The following is a 17,170-nucleotide window of genomic DNA, read 5'->3' on the forward strand; positions in this document are numbered from 1 at the left end:
TGAAGGAGCTGGGAGTAATTGTAATGACATCCTCTAATGTTTTGGGTCAGACTCGTCGCGCGCTTATCCGAAAACTTATTGCGTTGGGTTCCTTGGTAATGCCGGGCTCAATCGTCGCTGGATCTAGGGCTTTGGGGAAGGCTCAAAGTTGCGGCGAGGGGTTCGTCGTTGTCAACGGTTGGGTTCTGACCGACAAGGACATTCGATATCAGCAGGATTTTTCGATGCATGATTTTTGATTTTAATGAGGCGTGGACAAGAATAGTTACCGCTGGCCCATATGACGTCTGTATCTGCGGAACGGGGCCTGCCGGAATCACTACGGCAAGGAAACTAGCGGCAGGCGGCAAGCGGGTCCTTCTTCTTGAAGGCGGTGATCTTTCGTACAGCGAAGCATCTCAAGATCTTTATCGCGGAAGAAGCATTGGTCGGCAATATTGGCACGTTCAAAGCGGGCGGCTAAGGTATTTCGGCGGCACGTCGAATCATTGGACCGGTCGGTGTGGCGTCTTTGATTCGATCGATTTTGAAGAGCGAGCTTATTTTGGAATGCCTGGTTGGCCCATCTCGAGAGAGCAAGTGCTCGCGAGGCTCGACGAGGCAAAAGAAATTTTGGATATCGTCGACAGCGATCTATCTCCATACGAAGATCCGGAATTCCGATCTACAGCCTTTGTTCAGAGCGGATATGCGCTAAGCCCGCCCACAAGGTTTGCCGAAAAGTATAAGGCCGAGCTAAGTCAATCGGAGCGCGTGGACTTTTTCTATAACGCAAATCTCATCGACATACAGCTCAACGGCGCTCAAACTCTGGTAACAGGTCTCTCGGTTCGTAATTTCGCTGGTCAGGAAATAGCAGTATCGGCAGGCCGCTATGTTTTGGCGCTTGGAGCGATCGAAACTGCGCGGCTGCTTTTAAATGCCAACAAGCAGGCCTCGGAAGGTGTCGGCAACCGAACCGGAATGGTCGGACGTTGTTTTATGGAGCATTTGAACGTTCCCATCGGACGGTTCTTGGTCACAGCCCCTGGCTTTTTCCGCAGAGATATCTCGCTCACGCCAACCGGTGCCTTCCTGCAACAAAATAACATCGGCAACGGAATCGTTCACTTTGAGCGAAATTCATCGCCGCAAAGTTCTGGCAAGTTACGTGTACTTAAACAGTTTCTTCGCGAAACGAGTTGTCTTCATCCTAGTCTTACAAAGATCGCGCGGGACGTGGTCGATTTTGATTGCGCTGGGGATGGCGTGGTTAGCTCGCTGATCGAACAATCTCCTAATCCATCCAGCCGTGTAAGGTTGTCGCGAGAGGTTGATAAGCTGGGCTTGCGCAGCGTGGAATTAGATTGGGAATTCAACGATCAGGATAGGCAAACAATAAGGATTCTGGCGATGAAAGCGGCGGAAGAAATGGCGCGGCTTGATAGAGCTCGTGTGCAGTTAGCTCGCTTCATCCTTAATCAAGACCTGGAAATTGAAATTGGGGGCCACGCCCATCAAATGGGTACGACACGTATGTCGTCAAAGCCCCAATTTGGTGTTGTCAATGAGGACTGCAGGGTGCATGGGACTGAAAATCTTTATCTTATAGGAAGTTCGGTTTTTCCGACGGGCGGCGGCACGAATCCTACACTTACGATTGTCCTTCTAGCGCTGCGTTTGGCAGATCACTTAAGTTTGGGATAGGCAAATGTCCACTCGTTACGTGGTTGCGCGGCATTGCTTTGGAGGAATTGGAGACCATCTATCATGCCTTGTAGGTGCATGGTGGTTCGCCAAACGAACAGGAAGGACGCTCGTTGTGGATTGGAGAGGGTCGCGGTTCAATCCCGACCCGACCATGCACCGCAACTGTTTTTATCAATATTTCGAACCCCGTCAGAAGCTCGCAGGTGTCAACGTTGTCGCTGACGACAGCGTACAGTCACTTCTCTATCCGGCGCCCTATTGGCCAAGCAAGTGGACAGCATCGATCCTTGCCACTCCTCATCATGCAAAACATTCTGCTGATGAGATCGCCGCGATCAACCACATGGTGACATCTGACGAAGATCCAGCCGAGGCTACGATCGTCCTGAATCAATGGGTTGAGCCCCCGCCACCTCGCCAAGCAGTTCGTGAGTTGTTGGGCGAGCTACAACCTGTCGATTCCATCCGCGCCGAGGCGAAAGGGTTCTGGGATGATCACGTCGGCGCTGCACCAGCAATCGCCATTCACATTCGTCACGGCAATGGAGAAAACGTTGGCGCTCGTGCCGCATATTGGCTGGGTCCGCTCGCTCTGATTCGCCAGCTCGCCATGAACGCTCGTAATGACATGCACACACCCGGCCTATTTGGAGCATTTTCGGACAATATGCCACCGTCGCTGGTTGGCACACCAGGTCAAGCACGGGCCGAGCGGCGTTTTTGCAGCGAGGTTGCCTCGCAATTCCGGAACCTTTGCCATAGAACCGGACTACGAGAGGCTGTCCCAATACTGTTTTGCGATGCGGCGCATGTTGTTGAAGTCATGCGCGAAGCCCTCCCATCGGTCGTGGCCCGGCCCAAAGAGCTTCTTGGTGATGGTGCTGGCCCCTTACACCAGTTTCGTGCCGATGCCGTACAATACGGCGAGCAAGACAGCATCAGGGGCGGAACTATTTCCGAGAGAATAACTCGGGATATGTTCATAGAACTGGAGCTCATGCGAAGGTGCAGCGCCCTGTTGTATATGGACAGCGGGTTTTCGCTTCTTGCGCGTATCAATTTGGATGACGGTAAGGTGTGTCGCCTTAGGCCTAGTCTTGCTAACAGATCCATCACAAGAATAATGTCACGGCTATCTGCCCATAATTAGCTTTGCGAAGCGCCCGCCAAGATTATAGCAGGATCAGTTACGCCCAATCGGACTCTGATCTGTCAATCCGGCGGATCCCTTGCATCTCGACAGCGTGGAAAAAATTCATAACGCGTTCAGTGTAGATGAGCCGTGCGCGTCAGAGGACCACCCATGGACTCGCTTGCTAGAATAACGAAAGATCGGTTGAAGTCGCTTTTATTGGCGAACAACATACGTATTGGCCGAACCACAGAGGGTCCCCGCCTGAAGGAGTTTTTCAAGACGGTCAAACCATTCAGGACGAACCGTGATCTCATCCGCATTGGAGGGCAATCCGACGGGGGTTACTTGGTGCCCAATGATTTGGAAAACGTGGAAATCTGCTTCTCGCCAGGAGTTTCCGTTATCGCAGATTTTGAACAGGACCTTGTGAGCAGAGGCATAAAATGCTTCTTGGCTGATTATTCGGTCGAGGAGCCGCCGTTCAAGCATGAGCTAATTGATTTCGAGAAAAAGTATCTCGGCCCCGTCGAAGATGGCGCGTTCATTACGTTGGAGAATTGGGTTAATCGAAAAGCTCCGAACAAAACTGATCTCATTCTACAAATGGATATTGAAGGTGCAGAGTATGGTGTCATCTTCGATACTAGCGTTGAAGTCTTTAAAAAATTCAGGATTTTAGTTATTGAATTTCATGGATTGGGACAATTATGCGACAAAGCAGGATTTGAGTTGATCAATCTCACCTTCACTAAGCTTCTGAAAGACTTCGAAGTAGTTCATATCCATCCGAATAATTGCTTTCCGCCAATCCGATATCAGGAATTTGAGATCCCGCCCATTTTGGAGTTTACGTTTCTGAGAAAAGATAGGATATCGAACAAGCAAGGCTCCACCGATTTTCCACATCCCTTGGATAGAAAAAGCGTTCAAGCGAATGAAGATTACCCACTTCCGAAATGTTGGTATGCGGTAACTGACAATTGATGCCGAACCGCACTCGTTGAAAGTGCCCGATGCACGAGACCTGAGTAGTAGTTCGGATTTTGTCTGCCTAGTCGCCCAGGAAAGGCTTGGGGGCGAGGTCCGGATGTGAGTTTGGTGCACAGAGCAGCTAGTCCCTTGGCAATTCCGCCTTTGAGGGGACCGGTCAGGCGACTTAATTGGCAGATTCTTTTCGGGCCGCTTGTTAAGTGTTGGGTAGTCGTTGAATGAAGGGCACCGGGCGTTCTGCCCTTCATGTCGCGTTGGTGAGGGCGACGCTGATCGTGGCTGACCTGCTACTGAACTTCCATCCAGAAGCGGTTAGAGTCTCAGGTTTTGTATGCCGAGTGGCGCGGGGTAGCAGGTATTCCTCCGGCGAAGGCCGCCTTGCCTGAAATGATGTGACGGTGAAGACATAGGCGTATGACTGAGCATACGCCTATTCCGAAGACCTCTCGGCTTGACGTTATCTCGACGGGAGCCCGGCGCCGTTGGACATTGGACGCGAAGCACCGGATCGTGGCGGAGAGCTATAGCGGGCCACGGCTTGTGTCGGTGACGGCGCGGCGAAACGGGCTGTCCGCGAGCCAATTGTTCACGTGGCGCCGGCTGGCTCGGGAAGGCCGGCTTGTCGAGGCGGATGAGACCACAGTGTTTGCACCGGCGATTATCCGAGGCGAATCCCTGGCGGGCAGTCAGACGTCGGTGCCGGAACATGTCGTCCCTGCGGAGAACGTGCCATCTCCGTCCTGTCTGACCACGGCATCAGGCCGGATCGAGATCGTGCTGATGCACGGGCCTCGCGTGATCGTCGACACTGGTGTCGATGCGGCGGCGCTTCGCCGGGTTCTCGATGTGTTGGAGCGCCCATGATCCCACTTCCGCAGGGGGTGCGGGTCTGGCTCGCGACCGGCCACACCGATATGAGGAAGGGGTTTGCGAGCCTGTCGTTGCTGGTGCAGGAGGTGCTGCGGCGCGATCCGCTGAGCGGTCATCTGTTCTGCTTCCGGGGACGTCGGGGCGATCTGTTGAAGGTGATCTGGCACGACGGCCAAGGCGCGTGCCTGTTCACGAAGCGGCTGGAGCGAGGCCGCTTTTTGTGGCCGAGCGTGGCGGACGGCGCGATAACGATCTCTCCGGCGCAGCTCGGCTATCTGCTGTCGGGGATCGATTGGCGCCATCCGCAGGAAAGTTGGCGTCCGACGTCGGTGGGATGATGGATTTGGCTTGCAGGCGATGATGGATGTGATTCCATCGCCTTGTGAAACCCGCGTCTGAATCGCTTCCGTCCGATCTTGCTGCCGCCCACGCGATGATCCTCGCGGAGCGCGCCGCGCGAGTGGAAGCGGAAGCTGTTGCGGCGGGCGCCAAAGCCGAGGCGGCCACCGCTCAGGCGGACCTCTCCAGCCATGAAGCGCTGATCGCCCATCTGAAACTCCAGATCGAGAAGCTGCGGCGCGAACTCTACGGCAGCCGCTCGGAACGCACGGCGCGGCTTCTCGAACAGATGGAACTGCAACTGGAAGACCTGGAGGCCGCCGCAACCGAGGATGAACTGGCAGCGGAGAAAGCGGCGGCGCGAACGGAGACGGTCAAGTCGTTCGAGCGCAGGCGACCTTCGCGCAAACCCTTTCCCGAGCATTTGCCGCGTGAGCGCGTGGTGATTGCTGCGCCCGAGAATTGTCCCTGCTGCGGCTCGGCGAAGCTGTCGAAGCTCGGCGAGGACGTCACTGAGACGCTGGAGGTCGTTCCCAGGTCCTGGAAGGTGATCCAGACGGTGCGGGAGAGATTCTCCTGCCGGAGCTGCGAGACGATCGCGCAGCCACCGGCACCGTTCCATGTGACGCCGCGCGGCTTCGCTGGGCCGAACCTTCTGGCCATGATCCTGTTCGAGAAGTTCGGCCAGCACCAGCCGCTGAACCGGCAGAGCGAGCGATATGCCCGCGAGGGGATCGATCTGAGCGTATCGACACTGGCCGACCAGGTGGGCGCCTGCACGACGGTGCTGCAGCCACTCCACGCGCTGATCGAGGCCCATGTCCTGGCCGCGGAACGGTTGCACGGTGACGACACCACGATCCCGATCCTGGCGAAGGGCAAGACGGTCAAGGGGCACATCTGGACCTACGTCCGTGACGATCGTTCCTTCGGCAGTCGGGCACCGCCGGCGGCGCTGTATTACGCCTCGCGCGACCGACGGCACGAACATCCCGTCCGGCATCTTCGCGACTTCGCCGGCATTCTGCAGGCCGACGCTTATGACGGGTACAACGAGCTTTACGCGGCGTTCCGCTTGCCGGGGCCGATCACATCGGCGCTGTGTTGGGCGCACGCAAGGCGGCAGTTCTTCGAGTTGGCTGATATTGCCGCCAATGCCCGGCGTGGCAAGAAGGCAGCCGCGATCTCGCCTGTCGCGCTGGAGGCCGTCAGGCGCATCGATATGCTGTTTGATATCGAGCGCGGCATCAATGGCCTTGTCGCTGACGAGCGGCGGCGCGTCCGCAAGGAGCAGAGCGCCCCTCTTGTGACGGCCCTGGAAGCCTGGCTGCGGGAGGAGCGTGCCCGCCTGTCGCGCTCGGCCTCCGTTGTCGAGCCGATCGACTACATGCTCAAGCGTTGGGACCGGTTTGCGCGATTCATCGACGACGGCCGGATCTGCCTCACCAACAACGCGGCCGAACGCGCGCTGCGCGGCTTTGCTCTGGGACGCAAATCCTGGCTGTTCGCCGGCTCCGAACGCGGTGCCGATCGTGCCGCTGCCATGGCCACGCTAATCATGACGGCGAAGCTCAACGATATCGATCCGCTGGCCTGGCTTGCCGACGTACTCGGCCGCATCGCCGGCATCCCGCAGGGGCGGCTCCATGAGCTGCTGCCCTGGGAATGGAAACGCACGGCGTCAAATCCCGCCGCCGCTCAGGCAGCCTAACTATCACGTCGGGTCAAAACGGCATCGACGGGCTGCGCGATCTTCTGGCGTGGAATTGGAGTGTCGCACCCGAACGAACTGGGATGGCGGCATGATGCGCATCATCGCAGGCTGGCCGGCTCGACTGCGGTCTCGGCGTCCGCAGTATCGGCGTGGATAGCCTCCCGGATCAGCCGCTCCGTCGTCTGCTCGAAATAGAGCCAGAGGTCCGTGTGCAGGTCAGAAAACTGCCGCCACACCACGGTGTCGAAAAAGCGGCGCGGTGCCCTGACCATGATCGTCGTCGAGCGCTGCCGCGGATATCGGAACGGCCGAATGCCATAACGCCGGCACAAGGCGATGAACAATCGGACCGACCATTGGTCCGGCAAGCTGAACTTCATCTCGACGGCGGGATCGCGGCGGCAGGCCTCCTCGAGCTTGGCCTTCAGCCGCTCTGCCGCGGCTTCGGCGGCATCACGTTCTCCCGCAGTGGTCGCGCCGAAATATAGCGCTTCCACCTTCTTTAGCCGCTCCCGAAGCTGCTCTTCGATCAGCATAACCTCGCTCCTTGATAGAAACGAGGCCATCGCACGAACCGGCCGTCAATCGCGGAAAATACGCCGTCCACACATCATTGCACGGCCGGCCTGGAGTTCGGACCAGAGTCTCCCGCGGCCTTGGGCGGATGCTTACGGTAGCAGTGGACGATCGGTGAAGCTGGTCGGGCCGCGTGGCTGATTGTCCGCTGCGGTGAGATGGGCGGTCGGCCGTGCAGTAGGGTATTTCAGCGGCGGATGAGGTGATGAGGTCGCCAAATATTCTACTCGGAGACCCAGTTGTCGTTGAGCACGCGGTGAGGTTCGGGGCCTAAAGTCCGTAGGAATTACGAGCGGGGCCTGGAATTTCTCGATTGGCAGAGACGGCGATGTAGTCGTGCGCGCGCTTGTTTTCCGTCAGTGTAAGGGACACAAGAGATTTTTCGATCCCGAATGTCTTGTATCCGATTTGCGTTAGCATCGCGCTGATTTGTGGAGCATCATGGGCCGAATCCTCAAACAAAATTGCCCGAGGATGCAACCGATCGAAATGCGAAAGACACGACTCTATGATCGTTTTTTCGTGTCCTTCTGCATCAATCTTAACTAGGTCGATTCTCGAAGTCGAAGCGTGGGCGAACAGCCGGTCGGCCGATTGCGTCTGAATACGGATGGCGTCTTGACCGCCGGTGGCGACTATTCGGCCGGCGCCGCTGTTTGCTTTGTTGGTTTGAAACCATACTTCGCCGTCCGTGTCCGACAGAGCGCATGGGACGATAGTTGATCGGTCGGGAGGCAGGTTAGCGCGCAAGAGCTTAAGGACGCCCTCTTGAGGCTCCACGGCAATCGCTCTCGATCCTTGTACGTTCTTCAAAAAGCAAGCGCTCACATACCCGATGTTGGCCCCGACATCGAGTAAAACATCGTTCGGTTGTGAGAAATTGCAGAGGATCTCGATAATAGAGCGGTCGAATTCTCCGGTCAGGTAAATGTGCCGTCCAATCAATTCGTTTGGATTGACGGTCATCGCGAAGCCATCCGTAGTCTGCACGGTAGCCTCGTTTGTACGAAAATGCAGTCCACTAAAAAACTTGTCGACGATACGACCTGCACCGCGCGGAAACGGCCAGGGGCGCAGCAACATTTGCGGAACAAGATGTTCTTTGTTCAACGGTCAACACCTCCAAAACTGCAAACTACTCGACGTTGCCGCCCCCGCCAATACCCACAGGATGTTTCTCGCGCGGGCGAAATCTATTTTCTCATTTATACTCGATGATTTTAGGCTGCCCGCCATGAAGATGATCACGATAGAATTTGAGCGCCCCGACCAATTCGGGGAAACGAGCCGCGACCTGGAAAGATGAAAGCTTGATTCGATCGTCGAATTTTCCCGGATTTTTCATCGCAAGGCGGCAAAGCTGCACGGGAAAGATCAACCAAGCCATCAATCCCATCGGATAGAAAACGACTGCTGATACGACGCAGGCTACGGGCACGGCGAAGCCCCATACGAGCGCGCGGCACGATTCTCGTACCCCAAAGCGTTCCGGCAACGCTCCATGCAGATAGGCGCCTTGTGCGAATGCATATCCGGCTCTCGAAGACCGCTTCCACCATTGTGAAAAATGCAGCATTGCAGCGTCGTGCAGAGCCATCTCGTCGGTGAGCCGCCAGAGCCGCCAGTTCGCCTGACGAAGCCGAACGGACAACTCTTCTTCTTCGCCGGCAATCACGTCTTCCCGATATCCGCCCACGCCCTTCAGCGCCTCGGCGCGGATCATCACGTTGCCGGCAAAGGCGCGTACCTCGCCGGCGGGGCGGTCCCACTCTTTGTCGCACAGCCAGTTGTAGACCGATCGATCGGGATGTCGCTCGCGGAGCCTGCCGCATACGGCGGCGGCATCCGCCTGGCAATCGAGAAAGGCGACGGCGGCCTTAGGCCATCCGCTCGCAAGCTCGCAGTCGCCGTCCACGAACTGGACGTAAGGCACATCGGGGATGATCGTCAGCAGGCGGGCAAAACCGGCATTGCGGGCGCGGGCCGCGGTGAAGGGAATGCTGGGATCGAGCTCGATGACCTCGGCGCCCAGCTCGCGTGCGACCTGCACCGATCCGTCCGTCGAGTTGGAATCGACGTAAACCACCGCCGCCGCCGTGGACACCGAGCGCAGGCAGGTGACGAGCCGCTGGCCCTCATTGCGTCCGATGACAACAACGCCGAACTTTGCAGGCCCCGTGTCGATTGTGTGATTAATGCTCTCGCGCGTTTGCAAAATGGAATCTCTTAACACTTTAATCGGACGGCGGTCTGGGATGCCGGTGTACTTCCATCAATTCGATCCGGAAACGCGACGGCAGGGACAACCTGTTTAGCAAGCGGCTGCGCCGGCGTGGCAGATCGACTGGAACGGCTAGTAACACGAACAGAAAGCAGCAAAGGCACTATTGCTGAGCGTGGTGAATTGCCCCGGGATACCCTGTCGCCACCCCGTATGGCTCGACGTCGGCAATCACGACGGCATTTGCCCCGATCCGCGCATGCGCCCCGATCTTGACCGGCCCAAGGATCTTGGCGCCAGCCCCGATGTCGACATGGCCGGCAATTTCGGGAACCCCGCCGCGGCCGCGGCTGCCAAGTGTGACCTGGTGGAAAATCAGGCAATTCACCCCGATTTTGGCGTCCGGATGAATGACAATGCCGTTGGGGTGGGGGACCAGCAGCCCGCCGCCGATCTGGCAGGTTAGCGGTATTTCGGCTCCCGTCACCACGCTCCAGAAGCGGTGGCGCAGCACGATGAACTTGCAGCACAGCGTGCCAAAAAGGCCGCCGCGTGCCTGCCAGAACTGGTAGCGCCGGACCGTCAGCAGTAGCTTGGGGCCGGGGTCCCAGAACTGCCGGGGGCGCTCCCGCGTCCAGTCGGGAACATCGGCGCTGATCTGTTCGGTAGCCTGATCCACGTGTGCACCTGTCCTGGGATTAAACTAGATAGCGGACGGCTCGGCGCGTTGGAAGCGCTCGCTGCTCAATGCGCGCAACCATCTCTCTATCGACCGTCGATCGCCGACGACCCGTGATTCCCCGGGGGCGGCGTGCCCGCCCATCCATTTCCTTCGAATTGGCAATTCATTCGGGATGCGGTATTAATCACGTATATTAAATCGATTTCACTAAGCAAGATTTTCGTAGTAGATCACTTACTATTCGTTAATCATATGATGGCTCACCCGCGGTGCGCCGGGCGAAATTTGAAGTTCGTGGAGCTTTTATGTTGAAGACTTTGCGCACCCCTCCGGCCTCGTCCGGTTTTGCCGAGCGATCTGCGGACCCGCGATTGGCATGCGCCTCTACGGACGACCTCTCCCGCAACGTATTTGGCCTCCTCGGCATTCCCGTGGATGCGCTCGATTTTCCGTCGCTGCTGCGCGCGATGGATCTCGCGACGAATGCCGGCTCGCCATTTCTGATTTCGACGCCCAATGTCAATTTCCTCGTCAAGAGCCAGATCAACGGCACGTTCCGTGAGTCCATGCTGCTCAGCGATTTGTGTCTTGCGGACGGCATGCCGCTGATCTGGATCGCCAAACTGCTGCGCATTCCGATCCATGAAAGAGTCGCCGGCAGCGACCTGTTCGGCCGGCTCAAGTCGGCCAATGGGACAGGCCGGCGTCTGCGGGTCTTCCTGCTGGGTGGAGCCGAGGGGCTGGCGGCTGCGGTCGGCGCCAGGCTGAACGCCGAGCGGGGCGGGCTGGATTGCGTCGGTGTGCTTAATCCAGGTTTCGGTACGATCGAAAAGATGAGCTCGTCCAAAATAATCGATGAAATAAATGCCAGTAACGCGGATTTAATTGCGGTGTTTTTCGGCGCGGAGAAGGCCCAAGCCTGGCTGCTGCATAACCATTGGCGGCTGCGCCCTCCCGTTCGAGCCCAGTTCGGCGCCACCATCAATTTCGAAGCTGGAACTGTCCGGCGGGCGCCGCCGATGCTCCGCAGTACCGGGTTCGAGTGGCTGTGGCGCATCAAGGAAGAACCGTATCTTTGGCGTCGTTACTGGAGCGACGGCAAGGTGCTGCTCGCGATGCTGGTCACTTGCGTCCTGCCCCTGATGCTCAGTGAGCGGCGGACGCGAAACTTGAACAGGCTGTCAATCGCAAGGAGCGAAGACCACGGTTCCGTGACCCTTGCTCTGTCGGGGGCCGCGGTGGTTACCCATGTCGACGGCGCTATCGAACAGCTCCGCGACGCGCTCGACAGCGGCAAACGGATGATCGTCGACGTTTCGAATACGCAATACATCGACGCAAGGTTCTTCGGGTTGTTCCTGATGGTCCGAAAGCAATTGGCCAGCCGGGGACAGAAACTGCTGTTTACCGGTGTGTCCGCCACCCTGCGACGAATATTCCGCCTGAACAGATTCGAATTCCTTCTGTCGCAGGAAGTGTGATAGCGCAGGCAACAGACGATTATCCGGCCGGGTTCGGCCGTGTGACACTCATTCAGGGCCAGAGATGAAGCAGCCAGTTGGTCAGACTTTTCAAGTTCGCCGCGGACTTGCGCTCCTGCTCGTGACGTTCTTAGCGGGCTGTGGCTCGCCCGAGCAGAACGCGCAAAAATATTACGAGAGCGGAATGGCTCTCATCGAAAAGAAGGACGACCTCGAGGCGCGGAAGGAACTCCTGAAGGCCGTCAAGTACAAGAGCGACAAGGTTGAAGTGTGGCGGGCGCTCGCAGGCGTCGACGAACGGACAAAGTCGACTTCACTCTTCCTGGATTTGCGCCGTATCGTCGAACTAGACCCGAACGACCTGAATGCAAGATTGAGGCTTGCGCGAATTATGGTGGGCGGCGGGGCCGCCGAGGCTGCACTCCGGGTCGTCGATGCCGCTAACGAGGGCGACAAGCCGAATGCGGAACTCCATGCTTTGCGGGCGATCATTCTCCTGCGCACAAACGACAATGCCGGCGCGATCCGCGAAGCCCAGCGCGCCTATGAGATCGACCCGGCAAACGTCGATGCGATCTCGTTGCTTGCGTCGAAAAAAGTCGCAGATGGCGATCTGGACGGCGCACTGAAGCTTCTGGATTCTGTTCCTGCGGACAAGGACGAAACGCGCATTACACTGCAGAAGATCGACACGTACGCACGCAAGAAGGATTTGGCGAAGGCGGAGGAGTTGCTGCGCAAGCTGATCGCGCAGAATCCTCAGGAAGGCGCATACCGCGCCCAGCTTCTGCAGTTTCTCATCGCGCAGCGAAAGTTCGTCGAGGCCGAGAAGGAATTTCGGGCGAGGGCGGAAGCCAACCCGACCGATAGCAAGATCGGGCTCGACCTGGTTCGCTTTTTGGCTGCCACCAAAGGCGCGGATGCCGCCAGAGGGGAATTGGAAGCGCGGATCAAGGCAGGCGGCGATGATTTCGATTACCAGATAGCATTGACCGAACTGAATCTTGGGCAGAACCGGGCGGACGACGCCATGCAGGTTTTGCAGAAGCTGACCACCACGGCAGCTACCCCCGACAAGAAGCTCGCCGCCCAGGTCAAGCTTGCGGAGATCTATGTTTCCAAGGGAGAGAAGGCGTCAGCCGAGCCCTTGATCGCTGAAATCCTTGCAAAGGATCGTCGAAACGCCGGCGCGCTCCGGCTGCGGGCGGCCCTGAGCATCGACAAGGGCCAGTTCGACAGCGCCATTTCCGATTTGCGCGAGGCGCTCAACGATCAGCCGAAGTCGGTTGAGCTGCTGTCGCTGATGGCTGTGGCGTATGAACGCAGCGGGAAGGCCGAGTTGGCCGATCGTCAGTATGCCGACGCGCTGAAATCATCCAACTCCAATCCCGATGTCGTCCTCCGCTACGTCGCGTTCCTGCAGCGCAAGGGCGACGCGGCGCGCGCCGAAGAGATTCTAACGGAAGCTGCCAATCGCAATTCCGGCAATCTCCAGATCTGGTCGTCGCTCGCGCAGGTCAAACTGAGCCGGCAGAACTGGTCGGGAGCCTTGGCGATCGCGGACGCCATCGGACGCGTCGACGAGGGCCGCATGGCTGCTGAGCAGATCCGCGCCGCGGCGTTCGCGGGCCAGAACAAGATCGAGGAAAGCATCGCAGCGCTGGAGGCAGCGCACAAAGCGGCGCCGGACGCGCCGCAGCCGGTGCTTGCACTTGCCTCGGCCTATGTGAAGCAGGGCAAGCCGGACAAGGCCTCGGCGCTGCTGCAGGCGATGAGCAACAAGTTCCCGGCCAATGCCCAGCTTCTCGTGTTTCTGGGGCAGGCCAAACTGGCGGAAAAGAAGAACGACGAGGCACTGCAAAGCTTCAAGAAGGCCGTCGAGCAGCAGCCGAAAGAGCCGGCGGGATACACTGCGCTGACCGAACTCTATGTTCAAAGCAAGGACTATGAAGCGGCCGACAAGGTGCTCAAGGCTGGACTTGCGGAGTTACCCGGCAATGTAGCTTTTCGTCTCTCCCTGGCTGGATTGCAGATCCAGCGGGGCAACAACGACGCCGCAATATCCCAGTACGAAGCGATTGTGCAGGACCAGCCGAATTCCACGGTTGCGATCAACAATCTCGCCAGTCTGCTACTGGACAATCGGAGCGACAAGTCGAGCCTCGACCGTGCGTTTGAGCTGTCGGAAAAGCTTAAGGGCTCCAACGTACCGCAGTTCCAGGATACGTGGGGATGGGCCCAGTACAAGCGCGGCGATTTCAAGGGAGCGATCGCTACGCTCGAGGCGGCCGTAGCTGCGATGTCGAACCTTGCGGCGGTCCACTATCACCTCGGCATGAGCTACGCGGCTGCGGGGCAGACTGAAAAGGCGGCAGAACGGTTCAAAACCGCATTTTCTTTGGAGCCGGACGGGACATCGCTCAAGGACAGCATCCGGTCAGCGATGAAGTGAACGCCGGCTAGACTAGTTTCCGGATGGCAGCACAGTCCAGCTGTGCGTCACGACTAACATCAGGCTGTGGGAGTCCGCCGGCCCCGTGCCGGACACAGTTGGCGTGCCGGTAATCGGATCGAAAATGGTGGTGCCGGTGCTTGCGAACCGATGCAGGTACCGGTAGGTGGCCGACGCGAGCCACTCCCGGGTCAGATTGTAGCTGTACGTCGCCGATGCTGAAGCGTAATCCGTCGTCGTGGTCGCTATCTGCCGGTTGCCACTCGCTGAAAGCGAGAGGGTGGATCGTGAATTGATGCTGTGGCTCAGCGATGCCGTGATCGAATCCCGCTTGAACAGCGAGCCGACAACGCTCGGTCCAACCGACTGGCTGGCGATGACGGACAAGGTCGTGCTCTTCAACATTCGATAGGTCAGGACAGCGTCGCCGATCCAGTCGGCTACCGTGCTCGATACGGGTGTGGCAGACGTTGTGCCCCCGATTGCAGAACTCGAAACCCCTCGATCGGTCACCAGATAGGCGACGCCAGCATTGGCGCGAAAGGAAAGCACCGCCGACAAAGTGGCGTCGAACCCGGCCTGCTCACGAAAAATCTGGACCTGGGTATTGAACGCGTTGCTATATTCGAGCAGTTCATATTCGGAGGACAAGTTGATCGCCGTGACCGAACTTAGCGAACGCCGCCAATTGCCGCGCGCAAGTGTATCCGTAAATGGCGTGCCACCACTGGACGGCTCGTAACTCGTGTGGCTGGACGTGGCGAACAGAGACACTGTGTCAATTGCGGTGATCGAACGGTCGATTCCACCCGTTGCCGTAAGCCGATCGATGAAGCCTGAAGCCGGCGTGGAAACGCCGAGATCGTTCAGGATCGCAAGAGCGGTACTTTGCTGTCTCCAGCTTGCCTCGACATACTCCCGGTCGAATCTGTTCTTTTCCTTGAGCTCATAGCGCGCCTTGAATCCGTAGTTCAGGAATTCCGATGCGGTGCCGGCGACGCCCGGACCCCAGTACTTCTTGTAGGTGCCGTCGCCGGTGAAATTGAACAGGGATGTCGGTGTGCGCGCTTGTGCGTCAGCATTAAGCGTAGTGTAGGAACCCACCGATCCGGCGGGGGAGCTGCGCAAAAACTGATTGCTGTTCAGTTCGACAGTTTCGCTCTCGCTGGCCTTTATCGACCAATCGAACGCAAATGCCACGGACGGCGCCATGCCAAAGCACACCGAGACTGCTATGGCAGCTCTCTTCACGTTGCTTCTTGCCCCCGCCGATCGTCAGGCCTCACTCAAACAAGCGTCGTTCTGGAACCATGATGACGTCGCCGGCCCGCAAGGTGATGTTACCCTCCAGGTCGTTACCGGCTTCGTAAGCGCGATAATTGAACATGAAAATTGTTTCGTCGCCGCCGGGGCCCTTGCGCCTCACCTGGATGCGGTTCTTCGCAGCAAAGGGGCCGATGCCGCCAGCCAGGGCGATAGCCTGCATCAAGGTCGTTTTCTGTCTGACGACATAGGAGCCCGGCTTGATGATCTCGCCGGTGATGAAAATCTTGGGCTTCAAGTCGTCCTCGGGGATCTCCTTGGGAGCGTTTATAACTGCGACCGTAACGTCCAGATTCTCGTCCTTGTAGTTGTTCTTCAGCTTGTTCTTGAGAATGTTTTCGAGCGCCAACGGTGTGAGCCCGCGTGCCCGGATATGGCCGGCGAGGGGAAACGCGATTTCACCGGAGGGGTCGACGACAACGTTCCGATCGAGCTTGGGGTCTTGCAGGACCGAAATACTAAGGCTGTCGCCCGATTTCAGGGCCTGCGCGTTCGCCGCCGGGGTCAGGAAGGCAATACACAGCAGTGCCAGCAGGATTCGCATGTCGTTCCCCCAAACTATCGGCAAAAAAGCCAGTAAACAAAGACACTTGGGCCACCGTGTGGGGATCCACCCGAACACGCAGCCATTATTCAGCCCTGAGGGAAGCTAATAGAATACAAGGACTTAGGGAACCCGAGAGAACTTTTTTACCGGAAAAATGCTGTACTGTTGCTTGTCTGCAATGACGTCCCGAACAATCTGATCCGAAATCACTCGCTGGTCATTGGCAAAGCCATAAACCAGCGCTGTATCGCACAAAACATTAATCATTCGGGGTATTCCACCGCTCGCGGACGCGATCAGCGAGCAGGCCTCCTGGGTGAACAGGGGACGGCGGGCACCCACCGCCTGGAGCCGGAACGCGATGTAATTGGCGACCTCCCGGTCGTCGAGGGGGCGAAGGTGGAAGTCGGAGGAAATCCGCTGTGCGAACTGATGCAGTTTGGGCGCCAGGAGCAGGTCGCGGAGCTGGGGCTGACCGACCAGGATCAACTGCAAGATCTGAAACTTGTCCGCGTTAATATTGGAGATCATGCGCAAATGTTCGAGCGCTTCCGGCTCGAGATTCTGCGCCTCATCGATGATCAAAATGGTCCGTCTTCCGTTGGCGAATTGACCATACAGAAAATCTTGTAACTTCTTGAAAAGATTAGGGTAATCACCGTCGAACGATTGCCCGAGCGACATCAGTATCCATTGCAGCAATTCCTGCCGCCCTTGCGGGGAGTTCGAGATCAGGCCGATTGTGATCGCCGGGCTGACCTTCTTGAGCAAATGCCGGACCAGGGTTGTCTTGCCGGAACCTATTTCACCTGTAATGACGGTGAAGCCGGCGTTATTCATGACGCCGAACTCCAGCATCGTGAACGCCATGGAATGCATTTTGCCCCAGTAAATCAGGTCGGGGTCGGGGAGAATTGAAAAAGGTTTCTCCCGGAGCTGATAAAACGCCTCGTACATTGAACTTCCTTAGCCCGGCTACAGACCCTTATAGCGTAATTCGGGAAATTACCTTGCCTCCCTCAACCCATTTCTCCGATCTACGTAAATTTGGCAAAGCGGCGGCCGATGGAACCACCATTAAGATTGAAATTTGAAACTCACGGCGCTGAGCAACTATTCATTAAATCCCTGCAAGATCGATGCTAGATTGC

General features: G+C 57.6%; 15 protein-coding genes. 8 read left to right on the forward strand and 7 right to left on the reverse strand.

Features of this window, described 5'->3' with window-relative positions:
* Window positions 1-228 precede the first annotated feature (228 nt).
* The 6 genes from V1279_RS06580 (at window position 229) to tnpC (ending at window position 6,734) form a co-directional block, all read left to right on the forward strand.
* On the forward strand, window positions 229-1,686 hold the full coding sequence (locus V1279_RS06580) for a GMC family oxidoreductase (RefSeq protein ID WP_334433640.1): 1,458 nt from the start codon (window positions 229-231) through the stop codon (window positions 1,684-1,686).
* Window positions 1,687-1,690: 4 nt separating this feature from the next.
* Entirely contained in the window at window positions 1,691-2,839 is a 1,149-nt protein-coding gene (locus V1279_RS06585) for a nodulation protein NodZ (protein ID WP_334433641.1), read from the forward strand.
* 153 nt (window positions 2,840-2,992) lie between these two features.
* Window positions 2,993-3,808, forward strand: a complete 816-nt coding sequence (locus V1279_RS06590) for a hypothetical protein (RefSeq protein ID WP_334433642.1) — start codon at window positions 2,993-2,995, stop codon at window positions 3,806-3,808.
* Window positions 3,809-4,303: 495 nt separating this feature from the next.
* Complete coding sequence (gene tnpA, locus V1279_RS06595) at window positions 4,304-4,678, forward strand: IS66-like element accessory protein TnpA (RefSeq protein ID WP_334433643.1); 375 nt, start codon at window positions 4,304-4,306, stop codon at window positions 4,676-4,678.
* Entirely contained in the window at window positions 4,675-5,022 is a 348-nt protein-coding gene (gene tnpB / locus V1279_RS06600; RefSeq protein WP_334433644.1) for an IS66 family insertion sequence element accessory protein TnpB, read from the forward strand. The genes tnpA and tnpB overlap by 4 nt, the downstream gene beginning before the upstream one ends.
* Before the next feature lie 95 nt (window positions 5,023-5,117).
* Entirely contained in the window at window positions 5,118-6,734 is a 1,617-nt protein-coding gene (gene tnpC / locus V1279_RS06605) for an IS66 family transposase (protein WP_334446238.1), read from the forward strand.
* A 101-nt stretch (window positions 6,735-6,835) separates the two neighbouring features.
* Here tnpC and V1279_RS06610 read toward each other — a convergent pair whose 3' ends face one another.
* From V1279_RS06610 to V1279_RS06625, 4 genes are all read right to left on the reverse strand, one after another.
* Entirely contained in the window at window positions 6,836-7,273 is a 438-nt protein-coding gene (locus V1279_RS06610; RefSeq protein ID WP_161855475.1) for a hypothetical protein, read from the reverse strand.
* A 310-nt stretch (window positions 7,274-7,583) separates the two neighbouring features.
* Window positions 7,584-8,423: an FkbM family methyltransferase gene (locus tag V1279_RS06615; RefSeq protein ID WP_334433645.1), complete on the reverse strand. Its 840-nt coding sequence runs from the start codon at window positions 8,421-8,423 to the stop codon at window positions 7,584-7,586.
* Between the two features lie 91 nt (window positions 8,424-8,514).
* A complete protein-coding gene (locus tag V1279_RS06620; RefSeq protein WP_334433646.1) occupies window positions 8,515-9,528 on the reverse strand; it encodes a glycosyltransferase in 1,014 nt (337 codons plus the stop codon).
* Between the two features lie 169 nt (window positions 9,529-9,697).
* Window positions 9,698-10,213 (reverse strand): serine acetyltransferase, encoded by a 516-nt coding sequence (locus tag V1279_RS06625; RefSeq protein ID WP_334433647.1) that lies wholly within the window; start codon window positions 10,211-10,213, stop codon window positions 9,698-9,700.
* A 272-nt stretch (window positions 10,214-10,485) separates the two neighbouring features.
* Here V1279_RS06625 and V1279_RS06630 point away from each other — a divergent pair, with 272 nt between their 5' ends.
* Both V1279_RS06630 and V1279_RS06635 read left to right on the forward strand, forming a co-directional pair.
* The gene (locus tag V1279_RS06630; protein WP_334433648.1) at window positions 10,486-11,697 is read left to right on the forward strand and encodes a WecB/TagA/CpsF family glycosyltransferase; all 1,212 of its coding nucleotides are present in this window, start codon (window positions 10,486-10,488) and stop codon (window positions 11,695-11,697) included.
* A gap of 184 nt (window positions 11,698-11,881) precedes the next feature.
* Complete coding sequence (locus V1279_RS06635) at window positions 11,882-14,149, forward strand: tetratricopeptide repeat protein (RefSeq protein WP_334433649.1); 2,268 nt, start codon at window positions 11,882-11,884, stop codon at window positions 14,147-14,149.
* 12 nt (window positions 14,150-14,161) lie between these two features.
* Here V1279_RS06635 and V1279_RS06640 read toward each other — a convergent pair whose 3' ends face one another.
* The 3 genes from V1279_RS06640 to V1279_RS06650 all read right to left on the reverse strand — a co-directional run bounded on the left by V1279_RS06640 (window position 14,162) and on the right by V1279_RS06650 (window position 16,976).
* Entirely contained in the window at window positions 14,162-15,349 is a 1,188-nt protein-coding gene (locus V1279_RS06640) for a hypothetical protein (protein WP_334433650.1), read from the reverse strand.
* Window positions 15,350-15,431: 82 nt separating this feature from the next.
* Window positions 15,432-16,016 carry a polysaccharide biosynthesis/export family protein gene (locus tag V1279_RS06645; RefSeq protein ID WP_334433651.1) on the reverse strand — a complete coding sequence of 195 codons (585 nt, stop codon included), beginning with the start codon at window positions 16,014-16,016 and terminating at the stop codon, window positions 15,432-15,434.
* A gap of 123 nt (window positions 16,017-16,139) precedes the next feature.
* Window positions 16,140-16,976: an ExeA family protein gene (locus tag V1279_RS06650; protein ID WP_334433652.1), complete on the reverse strand. Its 837-nt coding sequence runs from the start codon at window positions 16,974-16,976 to the stop codon at window positions 16,140-16,142.
* Window positions 16,977-17,170 lie beyond the last annotated feature (194 nt).

This window comes from Bradyrhizobium sp. AZCC 1610 (assembly GCF_036924515.1).
In the GTDB taxonomy this organism is placed as follows: domain Bacteria; phylum Pseudomonadota; class Alphaproteobacteria; order Rhizobiales; family Xanthobacteraceae; genus Bradyrhizobium.